The sequence below is a fragment of the Saccharicrinis carchari genome, from assembly GCF_900182605.1.
GTDB classification, from domain to species: Bacteria; Bacteroidota; Bacteroidia; order Bacteroidales; family Marinilabiliaceae; genus Saccharicrinis; species Saccharicrinis carchari.
In genome coordinates this window covers 118,685-133,086 of record NZ_FXTB01000001.1, presented here as the reverse complement: position 1 = coordinate 133,086, position 14,402 = coordinate 118,685, and the positions used below count along the sequence as shown (strand labels likewise).

The window sequence follows — 14,402 nt, the reverse complement described above, 5'->3', positions numbered from 1 at the left end:
CTAAATTTTGGAGTTAAATATATTTGGGATATTATCTATATATCCGGCCTTGAGCAATTCAAGTGCAAAATCGGATATGGAAATCCCGTTGAGCATTGTCGCAATCAGCTTTTCACCGTGCAATTGCAGGTCTTCTATCAGTTTTTCACTTCCGTTTTCGATGAGGGCATGGAGCATGGCTTTCAACAGTTCTTGACGGCTTGATCCGTTTATCTCAAGCGGTACTTTGTAGCTTTCTACTTTGGCCGTTCTGGCGATGGCGGCCACATAAGCCGGCCCTTGATTGCGTTGCCACACCAGTGTTACAGCACGGCATTCGTTTACCAGGCCCAGGACTTCCTCAAAGTGCTTATCGTACAGTTTGTACAAGAGACTTTCGTTGTTGGCGTCGCGGATTATTTGGAGTTTGTTCGTAAGGGAGCCGGGCGAAGGTTTCGCAGCTAATGTGCTGCTTGCCTTTCTGCTGCGTAACCCCGAGCCACTTGGCGTTGTTGAAAGCGTAATGGCAGAGCCGTTGGAGCTTAGCGCCGAAAGTACATTGGCGATGTTGTTGCCAAAGGTAACATCAACCGAGTTGCTCACCTCGTCGCCTCCGTAAAGTAAAGCGACAATCTGGTTGGATGCGTTTAGGATAACAGAACCGGAATCGCCTGAGTTTGAGAAGGCAAACTTGCATAAATCGTTGGTATCGTCCTTTACCTGGTAGGTCTCCGAGGGCACCGGGATAACAAGTACCTGCCCGGTTCGTATGGCAATGGTTGCCCCGTCGGGATCGGTAGCTTCTACGGCCGTGTCGCCGATATGTACCACTGTACCGGTGGTGAAACCGGAACGTGCGCCAATCTTGCGGACGGTTGTGCCCACTACTGCAGCAGCGGTCCCCGAAACAGTAAGTACCTCGCTCGTGGAGTCGTTGGTGATGTTCAACGACAGATCGGAGGTAAACTCGGTGTCGATTTTTGCAATAGCACAGTCAACTGCAGTACTGGTCAAGGGGCTGCTCGAATAAACGCCCAGTACGGTCTTTCCAATTACATTATCGCTGCCACACTCGCAACAACAACATTTGGATACTCTCCCTAACTGTGGTTGTGCTATTTTTTTTTCTGTGTTATCCACCGTATTGGCCGATACAAAGGGGTCATACATTACATGAAAGTTAGAGAGCATGACCGTGGAGCCGTCGGAATCAAGCGTGCCAAACCATCCCAGGGTACCATATCCCTGTGGATCGGGGCTAATGGGAATACCTGCATGTAATGGCCTGTATTTTTTAACTACCTCGCGCTCGCTGCCGCAAACACCCGGACGGTTGGTCACCTTGTAGGGGGTGAGCACATCGGTAATTACATCCTCAATTTTTTGGGGGATAAGCTCATCGGTTTTGAGCGATTTCAGGCTTTTCTTTTCTGCTACAAACACCCTAAAAGCTATGTCATCCGTGAACTGATTGTTGGTTTCTTTGATACCGATACCAACAGCCAAAACGTGTGGGTTTTTTAGCAATTGCTGCTTTGCATTTTCCAGCTTTTTAAGCAGCTTGTCTTGATTTTCTGAAAGCTTATTCAAATCCATTTCAATGCGGTATTACTTTGGGTTATAGCTTAACTTATCAGGCAATACTTGTAATTTTATCTGCACTACTTTGATAACATCATCGGGGGACTTAACATATACATCAAAAACTTTAATCGGTGGTTTGGTACGTATCATTCCGGGTACAATTTCGACCGATGAAACACAATTGAACTCTTCGAGCCAGTTTTTAATGCTTTCAAAATTTTCCATCTGGTTATCCTTAATATCGATGGTATCGAACTTTTTGTCAAGGATAATTTTTAGCGCGGCTTTGTCGTTTTTTAGTATCGCAGCACAAAACTGTTTTTCCATTGCACATTGCGTTGAAGTTTGCAGAGTCAGTACCAACAAGGTGGTGGATATAAAAAACAAAAATTTCATTGCCTAAGCGCCAAAGCGGTTCGTGAAATGAATCATGTTAAATGTGTACTCTGTAATATTTGTAGCGTGGCTTAAACACATGTTTAAGCAGGGTCGTTGACTAAAAATCGCGGATAATTAATATGTAGTGTATTTAGGTAAGTGTAATTATTAGCATATAATTTATAACAATTATAGAAGTGGCAATAAATTTTTAGTGTTAATGTTTGTTAAATCCACAAAAAAAACACCTGAGCTTTTTGTGCTAAGTAATGTTTAAAGGTTATAGTAAGCCTATAATAAATTTCGTATTTTTATGTCGAAAGGTGATTAGGCTCTAAAGTAGAATATAAAATATGATTAAATACAGAAAGTATATTGCTGGGATTGGGATACTTTCCATCCTATTGGTTGGATATTTTATTACCGACCGTATTTTATTCGATGGAATTAAACCGAGAGGCATCCTTAATAAGGGTTTTCAGGCGAATTATTTTGCAGAAGATAGTGCAGAAAGAACAGTATGCATTGTTTTAGTAGGTGGTGGTGCCTGGGGGGATTATTGGGGACAACTTTTTGCACAATCAGGTTATGTGGGTCTTTCGTTGCCTTATACAGGAAGGGAGGGCTTACCCAGATTGCCCGAAGAGATCGATCTGGAATATTTTGAAAATGCTATTAAGTGGTTAAAATTGCAAGCGGAAGTTAAGCCTGATAAAATAGTTGTAATGGGAGCTTCCCGAAACGCAGAATTAGCCTTGGTAATTGCATCCACCTACCCTGAGCTGGTGAGTGGCGTTATCGCTTATGCGCCTAGTTCGGTTGCCTGGTCAAATACCGTACTACCCTATAGCTCAGATGAAATAAAATCAAGTTGGAGACATAGTGGTAGCGATATCCCGTATGTGCCCATGAACAAAATATCCGGTAACCCATCAAATAGAATCGAACTAATTGATTATTGGAAAAGTGGTTTGGCTAAAACTGATGATGTAAGCAGAGCTGCAATTAGGGTGGAAAATATTAATGGACCGATATTACTTTTGTCGGGGAAAGATGATATGGTTTGGCCTTCGGCATTAATGGCAGATAGCATAGAAAAAAGGATAAAAGATAGTAACTACCCATTCACTTTTGAGAATATACAATATGAAAATGCCGGACACCTGATTTCAAGCAACCCGGATGTAGCGTCAACTGTTAGAACAGGTAAAATCAACATCGCGGGTAAAAACTATGAATTTGAATATGGAGGAACAATTGAAGGGGACCAGAAAGCAAGGCTGAATGCGAAAAAAAAAGTATTGGATTATATAAGGAAATTATAAACCACAAAAAGTACTGTTAAACAATAGGCAAAATAATAGCCGTGCAGATTTAATTTTTCTGCCCTTTTCCATTTTTATAGGCCCGGGGAGGCTCTACCACGATTCTCCCGCCGCAATTATAGCAGATATACACCTCACAGCCCGTGCAAGCAAAGCAATTGCTACAATTTCGTTTCAGATCCTTTTTTGAGAAAGTATTTTTGCATTTAGGGCAAGTTACGGTTACTGAATCCATGAGCGGTGCATATTGGTTTGTTACAAAAGTATATTTTTTAAATAATGCTTTTTTGCACAGACATAAATTGTTTTGTTATATTTCTGAAAAATACGGATGATGAAAATTATAACCTTAGTAATGATGATAGTGCTGCCGATTATTGGCAATGCACAAATTGAAGCAACCACAGAAGATGGTAAAGCGGTGTTGCTCTATAAGAACGGTACCTGGGAATATGTAAAAGAAAAACATGTGCAGATGGCAGAAGTGGTGGATGTTGAAATTGAAGAGGGGTTGACAAGCGAATCGCCATTGGAAGAACTGTATTACGCCGAAAGCAAGCGCCTGGTAAAATATTTTGGCCCCATAAAAGGAAAAATAAAGGGACGAGCTAAATGTATGATAGTGGATGGGCAGCCCAAGCTGTTCTTTCAATGGGAAGTAGGCCTGTTGGACAGCTACCGCTATTTTGGTCATATGAAAGCAGGTAGGAAAGTGACCTTGAAGTCGAAAAACGGTACGCTTATCGAATTGGCCTTAACAGAGGACATTGATATGGAGTTCGTGAAAAAATACAACTTCTCCGTTCTTAAAGGGGCCAGCCAATTAAGCGATGTGCAATTTTCGTTATTGATGAACTCTGCCATTTCGGAAATTGAAGTAGATTGGAAGAAAGAACCGGAAGCCTACCCCGTAAACGATCCTTATTATTTCTCAAAAACATTTATGGAAATATTGAATTAGCAACTCAGCAGCCCACCTGCTAACTTGGTTTAAACCACCAATCTTACATATTAAACGAGTATTTCAACTTCGATGAAGAGAAAGTGCTACGTAATCTATTTTTTTTGGATAATTAGCGACCTTCTTTTATACAGTAGTAGCTTAAGTAGGTTTGTTATTTTTGATGCATCTATTTAATGCTGACCGCGTTTTCATACATACCAAAATGATTAACAAAATGATTAGTGCGCTAATTAGTTGAGGCAGCGCATTGTTTACATAACATAAGAAAAGATTTCTCTACGTCTCCCTTTTAATTAATTAGTAGAATTGCACCTTCGTATATCTAATTGAGCAGCAACTCTATGGCATTGAAAAATAAAACACAATCTGCAGATCGATATTGCCTACCCTAACCTTTTTTTTCAGCAATTTAAAAGCAAAAAAAAACATAAATATTCGATTAATTGACTATATTACCTATCTCTAAGAAAAAACTCCAACTCAAATTTAACTTTAAAAAAATCTACGATGCCTAACATTACTACCAATACCCTTAGTAAACCAATGGCCTACACCATAATAATGCTTGGGATACTGGCCTTGGCTTTTTCAGCTATAATGGTTAAAGAAGCCAATTTTGAGCCGGTCACCAATGCATTCCTACGTTGTTTAATAGGCTTTGTTGTTCTTATCCCTTTTGCTTATCGTGAGATGAAAAAACACGGCCCCCTTAACAAGGTCGGTTTAGCGTTGGCAATAGGGGCCGGTATTTTTCTTGGGATTGATATGACGGCCTGGAATTATGCTATTTTTTATGTGGGCGCCGGTATATCATCCGTATTACTGAACCTGCAAATTATTGTATTGCCGGTACTGGCCATGATATTTGATAAGTTCAGGCCTCAAAGAAGCTTTTGGGTACTCGTCCCCATCATGATTTTCGGTATCATTTTAACTGGTGGGATTTTTGACGGCGATCCTATAGAAGGACCTGCAACTATATATGGTCGTCCTATTGCGGTTGTCGGTACTTTATTGGGTGTTCTCTCCGGGATCTGTTATGGCGTGTATCTATACATGAGTAGAGAGTCGGGCACCTTTAATCCTCGTCGCTATGTTCAACCTTTAATGTGGGTTTTTTTGGCACAGCTTATCCCTCAAGGATTTACCATGTTATTTATTTCTCCGGAAGGATGGAATGTAACTCAGGGTGTTTTGATTGATGGGAAATTACCCATGAACCCGGAGGTGTTATCCGGCGACATGATTACGGCAGCTAACTGGTGGTGGATGATTGTTTTGGCCGTTGTTGGTCATGCCATGGCCTGGGTGTTTGTCCAGATAGGTTCTGTAAATTTACGCCCTACAATTGTTGCAGGCTTATTGCTTTTAAGTCCGATAACCACCGTTCTTGTAGCACCATATACCAGTGGCGAATCCATATCTTTGCTACAAGCTATAGGAATTGTAATTGTTTTGGCTGCTGTAGCTTATCAAAATGACCTACATACCGTGTTTTGGAATTTATTCCGTGGTGCTAAAAAATAATGAGTTATATAAATAAAAATTGAGGTTGGTTAACCCCTTTAATAAGTCTATCAAATTGGTAAAATCTTGATTTTGAACAAATGCACACACACTTTGAGAATAAGCCATAAAATAGTTATATTGTCCATTACAAAAAATAACAATTCAGTGTTTTATTGAAATAAATATAAATGGTATGAAATTAACAGAAAGGGAAAAAGACAAGTTGCTTATTGTCGTTGCGGCCGAAGTAGCCCGCCGTAGAAAAAAAAGAGGTGTAAAGTTAAATTATATCGAATCGGTGGCACTTATCACGGATGAAATACTGGAAGGTGCGCGGGATGGTAAAACCGTGGCTGAACTCATGCAATATGGTACACAGATTTTAACGCGTGACGATGTGATGGAAGGTATCCCCGAAATGATAGCAGACATACAGGTAGAACCTACTTTCCCGGATGGTACAAAATTAGTAACTGTACATAATCCGATTAATTAAATATAGGTCAACGAATAAAGACAAACGAATATGATACCAGGTGAGTATATTTTAAAAGAAGAAGACATTATTTGTAATGCAGATTCGGACCCCATCAGGCTAACGGTGACTAATGCTGGTGATCGTCCAATTCAAGTGGGCTCTCATTATCATTTTTACGAAGTAAATAATGCCCTTGAGTTTGACCGCGAAAAAACATACGGCAAACGATTGGATCTTCCCGCTGGATCGTCGGTACGCTTTGAGCCCGGCGATAAAAAAGAAATCGCTTTGATCGATTATAAGGGTAGACGGGAAGTATATGGCTTCCAGAATAAAGTGGATGGGCCATTAAAATCTTTATAAAAAACAAAACATTATGAGTTATAAAATGTCAAGGGAGCAATACTCCCAAATGTTCGGTCCAACCACAGGGGACTCCGTCCGACTGGCCGATACCAATTTGTTTTTAAAAGTTGAGAAAGACCATACTACGTACGGTGAAGAAGTTTCCTTTGGGGGCGGAAAAGTAATCCGCGACGGAATGGGGCAAAATTCCCAAATAAGCCAGGAGGGTAACCCGAATGTGCCGGATACCCTAATTACAAATGCTTTAATTGTTGATTATACCGGGATTTACAAAGCAGACATCGCCATTCGCGATGGTAAAATTTCCGGAATAGGGAAAGCAGGTAATTCCAATATCCAAGATGGTGTAACTATCGAAATAGGTGCAGGTACCGATGTTATATCGGGTGAGGGTAAAATTCTTACCGCCGGTGCCGTTGATACACACATTCACTTCATTAACCCTGATCAAGCCAATGTTGCCCTCGACAACGGCATTACAACCTTAATAGGAGGCGGAGCCGGGCCAAGTGATGGCTCCAAAGCTACAACCGCCACACCGGGCAAATGGCACATCAAAACGATGCTAAAAGCTTTTGAGGAAATACCCGTTAATATTGGCATAACCGGAAAAGGCCAGGCAACTACAATGGCTCCCTTGGAAGAACAAATTCGTGCCGGGGCCATTGGTCTTAAAGTGCACGAAGATTGGGGGTCGACACCCTCTGCCATTGATTACGCTTTACGCTGTGCCGATAAGTTTGATGTACAAGTGGCCTTACATGCCGACACTTTAAACGAAAGTGGTTTTTTTGAAGATACGATGAAGGCCATTGGCGACCGTGTAATACACATGTATCATTCTGAGGGTGCCGGTGGTGGCCATGCACCCGATATTATTAAGGCGGCTGGTTTTAATAATATCCTACCCTCCTCCACCAACCCAACCTTGCCCTATACAGTAAATACCGTTGATGAGCATTTAGACATGGTAATGGTGGCTCACAACCTAAACCCATCTATTCCCGAAGACTTGGCCTTTGCCGATTCCAGAATTCGCGCAGAGTCAATTGCCGCAGAAGATGTATTACAAGATATGGGCGTGTTCAGCATCGTTAGTTCCGATGCTCAGGCCATGGGTCGCATTGCAGAAGTTGCTCTCCGAACCTGGCAGGTAGCCCATCAAATGAAAAAACAACGCGGTTCGATGAAGGGCGACAGCAAATACAGCGACAACAACCGTGTAAAAAGATATATCGCCAAATACACTATCAACCCTGCCATTGCACATGGAATAGGCGATTATGTGGGATCCATAGAAGTAGGGAAAATGGCCGATTTAGTGCTATGGGATCCGAAATTTTTTGGTGCTAAACCGGATATGATTTTAAAAAACGGTTCAATAGTAAGAGCCGTAATGGGCGATGCCAATGCGTCCATCTCTACCCCGCAACCGGTATTACTCCGTAATATGTTTGGCAGTCTGGGTAAGGCGCGCGCTCAAAGCTCTGCTACCTTTGTTTCCAAAATAGCCTTCGACAATGATATCAAGGGCGAACTTGGCTTACAAAAAATGGTGTTACCTGTGCATGGTATCAGAAAACTAACCAAGCAAGATTTAAAGCTCAATTGCGAAACGCCTAATATAGAGGTGGATCCACAGACTTATAAAGTAAGTATAGATGGTGAAATCCTGACCAGCGAACCGGCTACAGAATTACCTTTGACCCAGCGCTATTTCTTATTTTAAAAAAGAGTTAAAAACATTATGATAATAGAGAAGATCGTTGGCAATATTCACGATATGGCTTCCTCCGAAATTGGGGGACGCCATATTGAAAAAGTCAGCTTAAACAGTGCCGATTTGGTTAAAAGGGTACAACGCGTTAAAACCGACCATAACAGGGATATGGGTATCCGCCTCAAAGTTGCACAGGACATGGTAGATGGCGATATCTTGTTTATGGACGATGTCAACTTAATTATTATCGAGGTAAAAACGGACGATATACTGGCCATACAACCCAAAGATATCCGCGAAATGGGCGTTATTGCCCATGAGTTGGGTAACCGGCACATGCCCGCAAAGTTTGAGGGTGATGAAATGCTCGTTCAATATGACTATCTGGTAGAAGATTTGCTAAGGGAAAAGGGCATTGCATTTAAACGGGAGGATAGAAAAGTTGCAGAAGCTTTTCGGCACACAACAGGACCACATAGCCATGGATAACAGCTTATTGGCCTTATTTCAACTGTGCGACTCCAATTTCCCTAGTGGGGGATTTAGCCACTCTTTTGGTCTGGAAACTTTTATACAAACTAATACAGTCCACAATCCGGATACCTTTTCCCAATGGTTGACCTTGTTTTTAAACGAGCAGATGGTCAGTTCCGATGGTCTGGCCATAAAACTCGTTTACAAGGCCTTAGAGGAAGGTAAACTGGATGAGGTGTGGCGAATGGACCGCCTGCTGACCATACAAAACATGGCGCGCGAAACCCGCGAAGGAACACGATTTATGGGCAGATCACTGGTAAAAATTGCCACTGAAATTTACGATTCAGACACAATTGCCATGTATAGCAAGCGTATTCAGCAAAAAAAATCTTTCGCCCATCCGGCCATCCTATTTGCTTTGGCCGGACATTATTTAAAAATTTCCAGAGACGGCACAATGCTGTATTATTTGTATTCCACAATAGTTAATCTTGTGCAAAATGCTGTGCGCGCCATACCATTAGGACAAACCTCGGGACAAAAAATAATTGCTGATTTTCGACCTAAATTAAACGAAGCAGTAACAGCCATAAATCAATTAGAAGAAACTGATTTTGGAACTATTGCTCCCGGTATAGAACTGGCTCAGATGCAGCACGAGTATGTAAATGTCAGGATATTTATGTCGTGACACCTTAATATTTCAAGAATTAAAAAAACAAAACATATATGGAGCCAATAAAAATTGGTATAGGAGGACCCGTTGGAGCGGGAAAAACCCAGCTTATCGAAAAAATAACCCGCGCTTTAGAGGGCAGGATAGAAACTTGTGTTATTACCAATGACATATATACCAAAGAAGACGCTAAAATATTAATTAAGACCGGGGTATTACCGGCAGATCGCATCATTGGAGTGGAAACAGGGGGCTGCCCCCATGCCGCTATTCGCGAAGATATATCGATGAATGCCGAAACCATTGATATTTTGAAGGAACGGCATCCCAATGTGGAGCTTATTTTTATTGAGAGCGGCGGCGATAACCTTTCAGCAACATTTAGTCCCGAACTGGTAGACTTCTCCATCTATATCATTGATGTGGCCCAGGGCGAAAAAATTCCCCGAAAAGGAGGACAAGGCATGATAAGGTCCGATTTGTTTATCATCAACAAAACAGATTTAGCACCCTACGTGGATGCCAATCTGGATATTATGGCCGCTGACACAAAAACATTCCGGGGCGACAAGCCTTTTTTCTTTACCAACCTAAAAACAGACGAAGGCTTATCAGATGTTATAAATTGGATTGATAAAAATGTGCTGTTAACAGGATTAAATGCTCATGACTAAACCTAACTGGACCGGTTATCTGAACATGGATATTGAAAACCGAAGAGGTAAATCCGTACCTAAAAATATTTATTTTCATAATGCACTAAAGGTGCAAAGACCCATTTACCACGGAAAAACGGGAATGTTGTGTTATTATATCCTTAACGTGGGGGGTGGTTATTTAGATGGCGACACCTACCGCCTCGAAATTCGGGTGCGAGAGAATGCTAAACTAACACTTACCACCCTCGGGGCCACTTTGATTTATAAAACACCGGACAAACCGGCTTATCAGGAAACGGAGATACACCTCGAAAAAAACAGCTATTTGGTATACATGCCCGATCCTGTTATCGGGTATGAAAATGCACGATACAAACAGTTCGACAGCATTTACATGGAAAAGGGAGCTGTTTTACTCTATTCGGATATACTAACGCCCGGGTGGTCGGCCCAGGGTAATTCATTCAGCTATGATATGCTCCAACTCAAAACCAATATTTATATGGATGATGAGTTGGTGGTATTTGATAATATAAAGCTCGAACCGGCCGCTCAACAAATTGACATATTGGGCTTTATGGGCGACTACACCCATTTGGGTACCCTTATTGTTATTGGCCAAAAAACCGATGATGATTTAATCAAACGCCTGCACGCCGTCATCCATGAACAGACCTGCGATTTCGACGCAGGAATTTCGCGGCTCACCATTCCCGGATTTACAATCCGTGTGTTGGCCAACATGACACAGGATGTGCAAAGGGTTATTGCGGCTTGCCACAAAGTAATTAGCCAAGAGTGGTTCGGTGAAACACCAAGCTCATTGAGGAAATATTAAAGTTGTGGGCAATTAGAGCAATTCGGTGCCACATAACAATTCGAGAAAAAGCATTAGAAAGTTCAAGATTAATTGGAACTTTTGTAACTTTGTGAAAAACGATTCATTGTGAATTTAATTAACAAGAGTTTACTTGAACGATTCAAACGGAAAAACCGTGACAATACTACGTTGATTAAAGCAATCGAGAAGTTAATAAATGACATTCAGACAAGTAGCTGAGATTCACAGTTAGAATTAAAAGAAACTCGCCCCGATGCAGATTGTGTTCATAGCGAAGGATTCTATTTCTTCGACCTAAATGTTCATCGTACAATGATTTTGATAGAATTTGACCAAAACAAAAGAGCGCGCGTTATTTGGACAGGTTCGCACCAAGATTACGAAAAGATATTTAAAAACAACAGAAACACGATTAAGAAGTGGCTCAAAGATAATGGTTGGATTTAAAATTGGTGGAAATGAAAGACTTAATTGACTTTAGAGAAATAGAGAATATCCAACAATTGGATAACGAATATGATTTACAAAAAGCCTTGTTGCTTGACCGAAAGTTACGAATACTTGCCAAGGAAAACGTTGATTTAAAACCACTCCATGACAAGTTATTTCAACTGATTCAGGATTACGAAGAAAGAAGCTGGTCCGATAGTGATAATATCACAGATAAGCAGTTTGACGATGCTGAAACTGCGGAACAGCTCGTTGAAATTGAACAAAGATTCATAGCTCAAAGAAAAGAGGCCATCAGAAAAAAACTAAAAATCTATGACATGAACCAAACCGACTTGGCAATTTTACTTGGTCATAAAAAGTCGTACATGTCGGAATTGATTAATGGAGTTACGCAATTTTCAATGAAAGATTTGGTAATAATTCATCGTGTTTTACGGATTGATTTAACAAAACTCATTCCGACTTACTTGCAGAATGAAACTCGGGAAAGAGTAAAAAAGTCTATCTCTCAATTGAATAAACCAAAACTTAGATTGGGAAAGAAAGACTTGATGTTGAATTAACCTGAAAAACGCAAGCATTTTTTACTTTCTGCTACCAAACGATAAATGCATGAAGTCCTGCTCCTTTTTTCCTCTTTCCTAAAATAAGATATCATGGATAGTCTGACAATTTACATTGGATTTGCAATTACCGTTTTCATGGGATTTTTCGCAATAATAAATCCCATCGCTAATTTGCCGGTGTACATGACTATTGTAGCGGGGGCAAACAAAGCGCAAAAAAAAGAAGTAAAAAGGAAGGCGGTAACGATTGCTTTCCTAATCGTTCTTTCCTTCATTATTCTGGGGAAAATAATTTTTAGCCTTTTTGGTTTAACCATACCTGCTTTTAAAATTGCGGGCGGTATTTTAATTTTTTTGGCCGGTGTTGATATGATGCGTTCAAAAACACCCCATGAGGACGCTGACAGTGAAAAAGGAAATAAATTCAATCCGAATGTTGCCATTTCGCCTCTTGCTACACCGCTCATGGCCGGTCCGGGTAGTATTGTTACTGCAATGACTTTTGTGTCGGGAAGAGGATGGATTGAGATGGGAATTGTTATTTTGATGTTTGGTATTATTTGTTTGCTTCACTTTTTAATATTCCGCATGAGTGGCCTTATAATTAGAAAACTTGGTAAAAATGTAATTAAGGTGATTGGCCGGATTATGGGATTAATTATTACAGTTATTGGCACCGGAATGGTTTTAAATGGAATACAATTGGCATTTGATATTTAAATATTTTTACGCCCAATCAGTATTACGAATGCGCCAAAAAGTATTATCTTTCCGAATGATTTTTATTTTTTGCGAATTATAATGATGGAAAGAAATATAAGCTTGGTCTTTTGGCTCTTGCTCAGTGTGCTGATTGGTTCCTGTGTAAATCAAGATAAAACCAAACAGGACGGTGCGGAGGAGCGCAAAAAAACTTTGATTTTAGCCATTGGCGGAGAGCCCGATAATGGTTTTGATCCCACCACCGGATGGGGACAATATGCGTCGCCGCTTTTTCAGAGTACTTTATTAAAATACGATAAGGATTTTAATATTGAAAATGATGCCGCCATCGAGTATGAGATTAGCGACGACGGACTTAAATGGACGGTAAAACTGCGCGACAATATCCAGTTTTCCGATGGAAAGCCCCTAACAGCTAAGGATGTGGTCTTTACCTTTACTACCGCTAAGCAAAGTGCTTCGGTAGTTGACCTTACCAACTTAAGGGAAGTAGAACAGTTAGATGACTTTACAGTCCGGTTTACCCTAAAAAAGCGGAACTCCACGTTCATCCATCATCTCACAAGCTTGGGTATCGTACCTGAACATGCCTACGACGCTTTGTACAATGAAAATCCAGTGGGTTCGGGGCCTTATCAATTGGTGCAGTGGGATAAAGGACAACAGTTGATCCTTACGGTCAACCCTTATTACTATGGGAAGGCTCCTTTTTTTGAGGAGCTGGTATTTTTATTTTTATCCCAGGATGCGGCTTTTGCCGCAGCCAAGGCAGGTCAGGTAGATGTGGCATCGGTTACGCCGGCACTGGCCGATAAAAAAATTAAGGGCATGAAACTGCTTGCCCTAAAAAGTGTGGACAACCGTGGCGTGGCCCTCCCTTTTGTGTCCGAGGAAGGAAGAACTGATAACGGGCACCCCATTGGAAACAGGGTTACTTCGGATGAAGCCATCCGCAAGGCCATGAATATCGGGGTAGATCGCGAGGCATTAGTCAAAGGGGTTTTAAGGGGTTACGGAACACCAGCCTATTCCATAGCCGATGGTTTACCCTGGTGGAATCCCCAAACCAAAATTGAAAATGATGGGAACATCAAAAAAGCAAAAGAAATTTTGGAGGAAGCCGGTTGGAGAGAAGAAAAAGACGGTATTCGCTATAAAAATGGAATAAAAGCAGCCTTTACCTTGTATTATCCCTCCAACGATCAAATACGGCAATCCTTATCCATTGCCTTTGCCCAAATGATGAAACCCTTGGGCATACAGGTTGAGATAAAGGGCGATAACTGGCGGGGGATAGAAAAACAGGTTCATGCCAATGCCACCTTATTTGGTTTAGGAAGTCACGATCCGCTTGAATTATACAATGCCTTTAGTAGCGAAGTCAGTGGACGCGGACTGAATAATCCGAATTATTATGCCAACGATACGGTGGATGCCTATTTTGTGAAAGCCCTTGCCGCCACATCGCAAGATGAAGCCAATGCCTATTGGAAAAAAGCACAATGGGACGGTGTAACAGGTTTTTCCAACAAAGGGGACGCACCCTGGGTTTGGTTGGTCAATCTGGATCATTTGTTTTTTATGCGGGAAAATCTGGTCATCGGTCCACAAAAAATACAGCCCCACGATCACAATTGGCCCGTAACCGATTTTATTGAAAACTGGCATTGGAAAGAATAAAAGAGGAAAGACCTAAAAAAACCA

General features: G+C 41.2%; 15 protein-coding genes and 1 pseudogene. 14 read left to right on the top strand and 2 right to left on the bottom strand.

Features of this window, described 5'->3' with window-relative positions; translation table 11 throughout:
* Both FN809_RS00460 and FN809_RS00455 read right to left on the bottom strand, forming a co-directional pair.
* Positions 1-1,575 (bottom strand): chymotrypsin family serine protease, encoded by a 1,575-nt coding sequence (locus tag FN809_RS00460; protein WP_142531515.1) that lies wholly within the window; start codon positions 1,573-1,575, stop codon positions 1-3.
* Between the two features lie 12 nt (positions 1,576-1,587).
* Positions 1,588-1,890 (bottom strand): hypothetical protein, encoded by a 303-nt coding sequence (locus FN809_RS00455; RefSeq protein ID WP_142531514.1) that lies wholly within the window; start codon positions 1,888-1,890, stop codon positions 1,588-1,590.
* A gap of 404 nt (positions 1,891-2,294) precedes the next feature.
* Between FN809_RS00455 and FN809_RS00450 the strand changes: the two genes are divergently transcribed.
* The 14 genes and pseudogenes from FN809_RS00450 to FN809_RS00385 all read left to right on the top strand — a co-directional run bounded on the left by FN809_RS00450 (position 2,295) and on the right by FN809_RS00385 (position 14,378).
* The gene (locus FN809_RS00450) at positions 2,295-3,266 is read left to right on the top strand and encodes an acyl-CoA thioester hydrolase/BAAT C-terminal domain-containing protein (RefSeq protein WP_142531513.1); all 972 of its coding nucleotides are present in this window, start codon (positions 2,295-2,297) and stop codon (positions 3,264-3,266) included.
* A 331-nt stretch (positions 3,267-3,597) separates the two neighbouring features.
* Entirely contained in the window at positions 3,598-4,227 is a 630-nt protein-coding gene (locus FN809_RS00445; protein WP_142531512.1) for a hypothetical protein, read from the top strand.
* 510 nt (positions 4,228-4,737) lie between these two features.
* A complete protein-coding gene (locus FN809_RS00440) occupies positions 4,738-5,757 on the top strand; it encodes a DMT family transporter (protein WP_142531511.1) in 1,020 nt (339 codons plus the stop codon).
* Between the two features lie 175 nt (positions 5,758-5,932).
* Positions 5,933-6,235, top strand: a complete 303-nt coding sequence (locus FN809_RS00435; protein ID WP_142531510.1) for an urease subunit gamma — start codon at positions 5,933-5,935, stop codon at positions 6,233-6,235.
* Between the two features lie 30 nt (positions 6,236-6,265).
* Entirely contained in the window at positions 6,266-6,580 is a 315-nt protein-coding gene (locus tag FN809_RS00430) for an urease subunit beta (protein ID WP_142531509.1), read from the top strand.
* 13 nt (positions 6,581-6,593) lie between these two features.
* The gene (ureC, locus tag FN809_RS00425) at positions 6,594-8,312 is read left to right on the top strand and encodes an urease subunit alpha (RefSeq protein ID WP_142531508.1); all 1,719 of its coding nucleotides are present in this window, start codon (positions 6,594-6,596) and stop codon (positions 8,310-8,312) included.
* An 18-nt stretch (positions 8,313-8,330) separates the two neighbouring features.
* Positions 8,331-8,792, top strand: coding sequence for an urease accessory protein UreE (locus tag FN809_RS00420; protein WP_142531507.1), 462 nt, complete (start codon positions 8,331-8,333; stop codon positions 8,790-8,792).
* A complete protein-coding gene (locus tag FN809_RS00415) occupies positions 8,785-9,471 on the top strand; it encodes an urease accessory protein UreF (protein ID WP_142531506.1) in 687 nt (228 codons plus the stop codon). Before FN809_RS00420 ends, FN809_RS00415 begins: the two co-directional genes overlap by 8 nt.
* 38 nt (positions 9,472-9,509) lie before the next feature.
* Positions 9,510-10,130 carry an urease accessory protein UreG gene (gene ureG / locus FN809_RS00410; protein ID WP_142531505.1) on the top strand — a complete coding sequence of 207 codons (621 nt, stop codon included), beginning with the start codon at positions 9,510-9,512 and terminating at the stop codon, positions 10,128-10,130.
* Positions 10,117-10,953, top strand: a complete 837-nt coding sequence (locus tag FN809_RS00405) for an urease accessory protein UreD (RefSeq protein ID WP_221929325.1) — start codon at positions 10,117-10,119, stop codon at positions 10,951-10,953. The genes ureG and FN809_RS00405 overlap by 14 nt, the downstream gene beginning before the upstream one ends.
* Before the next feature lie 240 nt (positions 10,954-11,193).
* Positions 11,194-11,403 (top strand): annotated as a pseudogene (locus tag FN809_RS17920) (type II toxin-antitoxin system HigB family toxin); the annotation flags it as partial.
* Between the two features lie 11 nt (positions 11,404-11,414).
* Positions 11,415-11,972, top strand: a complete 558-nt coding sequence (locus FN809_RS00395) for a helix-turn-helix domain-containing protein (RefSeq protein WP_142531503.1) — start codon at positions 11,415-11,417, stop codon at positions 11,970-11,972.
* 93 nt (positions 11,973-12,065) lie between these two features.
* The gene (locus tag FN809_RS00390) at positions 12,066-12,695 is read left to right on the top strand and encodes a MarC family protein (RefSeq protein WP_142531502.1); all 630 of its coding nucleotides are present in this window, start codon (positions 12,066-12,068) and stop codon (positions 12,693-12,695) included.
* A gap of 81 nt (positions 12,696-12,776) precedes the next feature.
* Positions 12,777-14,378 carry an ABC transporter substrate-binding protein gene (locus FN809_RS00385; RefSeq protein WP_142531501.1) on the top strand — a complete coding sequence of 534 codons (1,602 nt, stop codon included), beginning with the start codon at positions 12,777-12,779 and terminating at the stop codon, positions 14,376-14,378.
* Positions 14,379-14,402 lie beyond the last annotated feature (24 nt).

Excerpts from the sequence above, each read along its gene's own strand:
- FN809_RS00460 (WP_142531515.1), bottom strand. The coding sequence starts at position 1,575 with ATGGATTTGAATAAGCTTTCAGAAAATCAAGACAAGCTGCTTAAAAAG.
- FN809_RS00455 (WP_142531514.1), bottom strand. The coding sequence starts at position 1,890 with ATGGAAAAACAGTTTTGTGCTGCGATACTAAAAAACGACAAAGCCGCG.
- FN809_RS00450 (WP_142531513.1), top strand. The coding sequence starts at position 2,295 with ATGATTAAATACAGAAAGTATATTGCTGGGATTGGGATACTTTCCATC.
- FN809_RS00445 (WP_142531512.1), top strand. The coding sequence starts at position 3,598 with ATGATGAAAATTATAACCTTAGTAATGATGATAGTGCTGCCGATTATT.
- FN809_RS00440 (WP_142531511.1), top strand. The coding sequence starts at position 4,738 with ATGCCTAACATTACTACCAATACCCTTAGTAAACCAATGGCCTACACC.
- FN809_RS00435 (WP_142531510.1), top strand. The coding sequence starts at position 5,933 with ATGAAATTAACAGAAAGGGAAAAAGACAAGTTGCTTATTGTCGTTGCG.
- FN809_RS00430 (WP_142531509.1), top strand. The coding sequence starts at position 6,266 with ATGATACCAGGTGAGTATATTTTAAAAGAAGAAGACATTATTTGTAAT.
- ureC (WP_142531508.1), top strand. The coding sequence starts at position 6,594 with ATGAGTTATAAAATGTCAAGGGAGCAATACTCCCAAATGTTCGGTCCA.
- FN809_RS00420 (WP_142531507.1), top strand. The coding sequence starts at position 8,331 with ATGATAATAGAGAAGATCGTTGGCAATATTCACGATATGGCTTCCTCC.
- FN809_RS00415 (WP_142531506.1), top strand. The coding sequence starts at position 8,785 with ATGGATAACAGCTTATTGGCCTTATTTCAACTGTGCGACTCCAATTTC.
- ureG (WP_142531505.1), top strand. The coding sequence starts at position 9,510 with ATGGAGCCAATAAAAATTGGTATAGGAGGACCCGTTGGAGCGGGAAAA.
- FN809_RS00405 (WP_221929325.1), top strand. The coding sequence starts at position 10,117 with ATGCTCATGACTAAACCTAACTGGACCGGTTATCTGAACATGGATATT.
- FN809_RS00395 (WP_142531503.1), top strand. The coding sequence starts at position 11,415 with ATGAAAGACTTAATTGACTTTAGAGAAATAGAGAATATCCAACAATTG.
- FN809_RS00390 (WP_142531502.1), top strand. The coding sequence starts at position 12,066 with ATGGATAGTCTGACAATTTACATTGGATTTGCAATTACCGTTTTCATG.
- FN809_RS00385 (WP_142531501.1), top strand. The coding sequence starts at position 12,777 with ATGATGGAAAGAAATATAAGCTTGGTCTTTTGGCTCTTGCTCAGTGTG.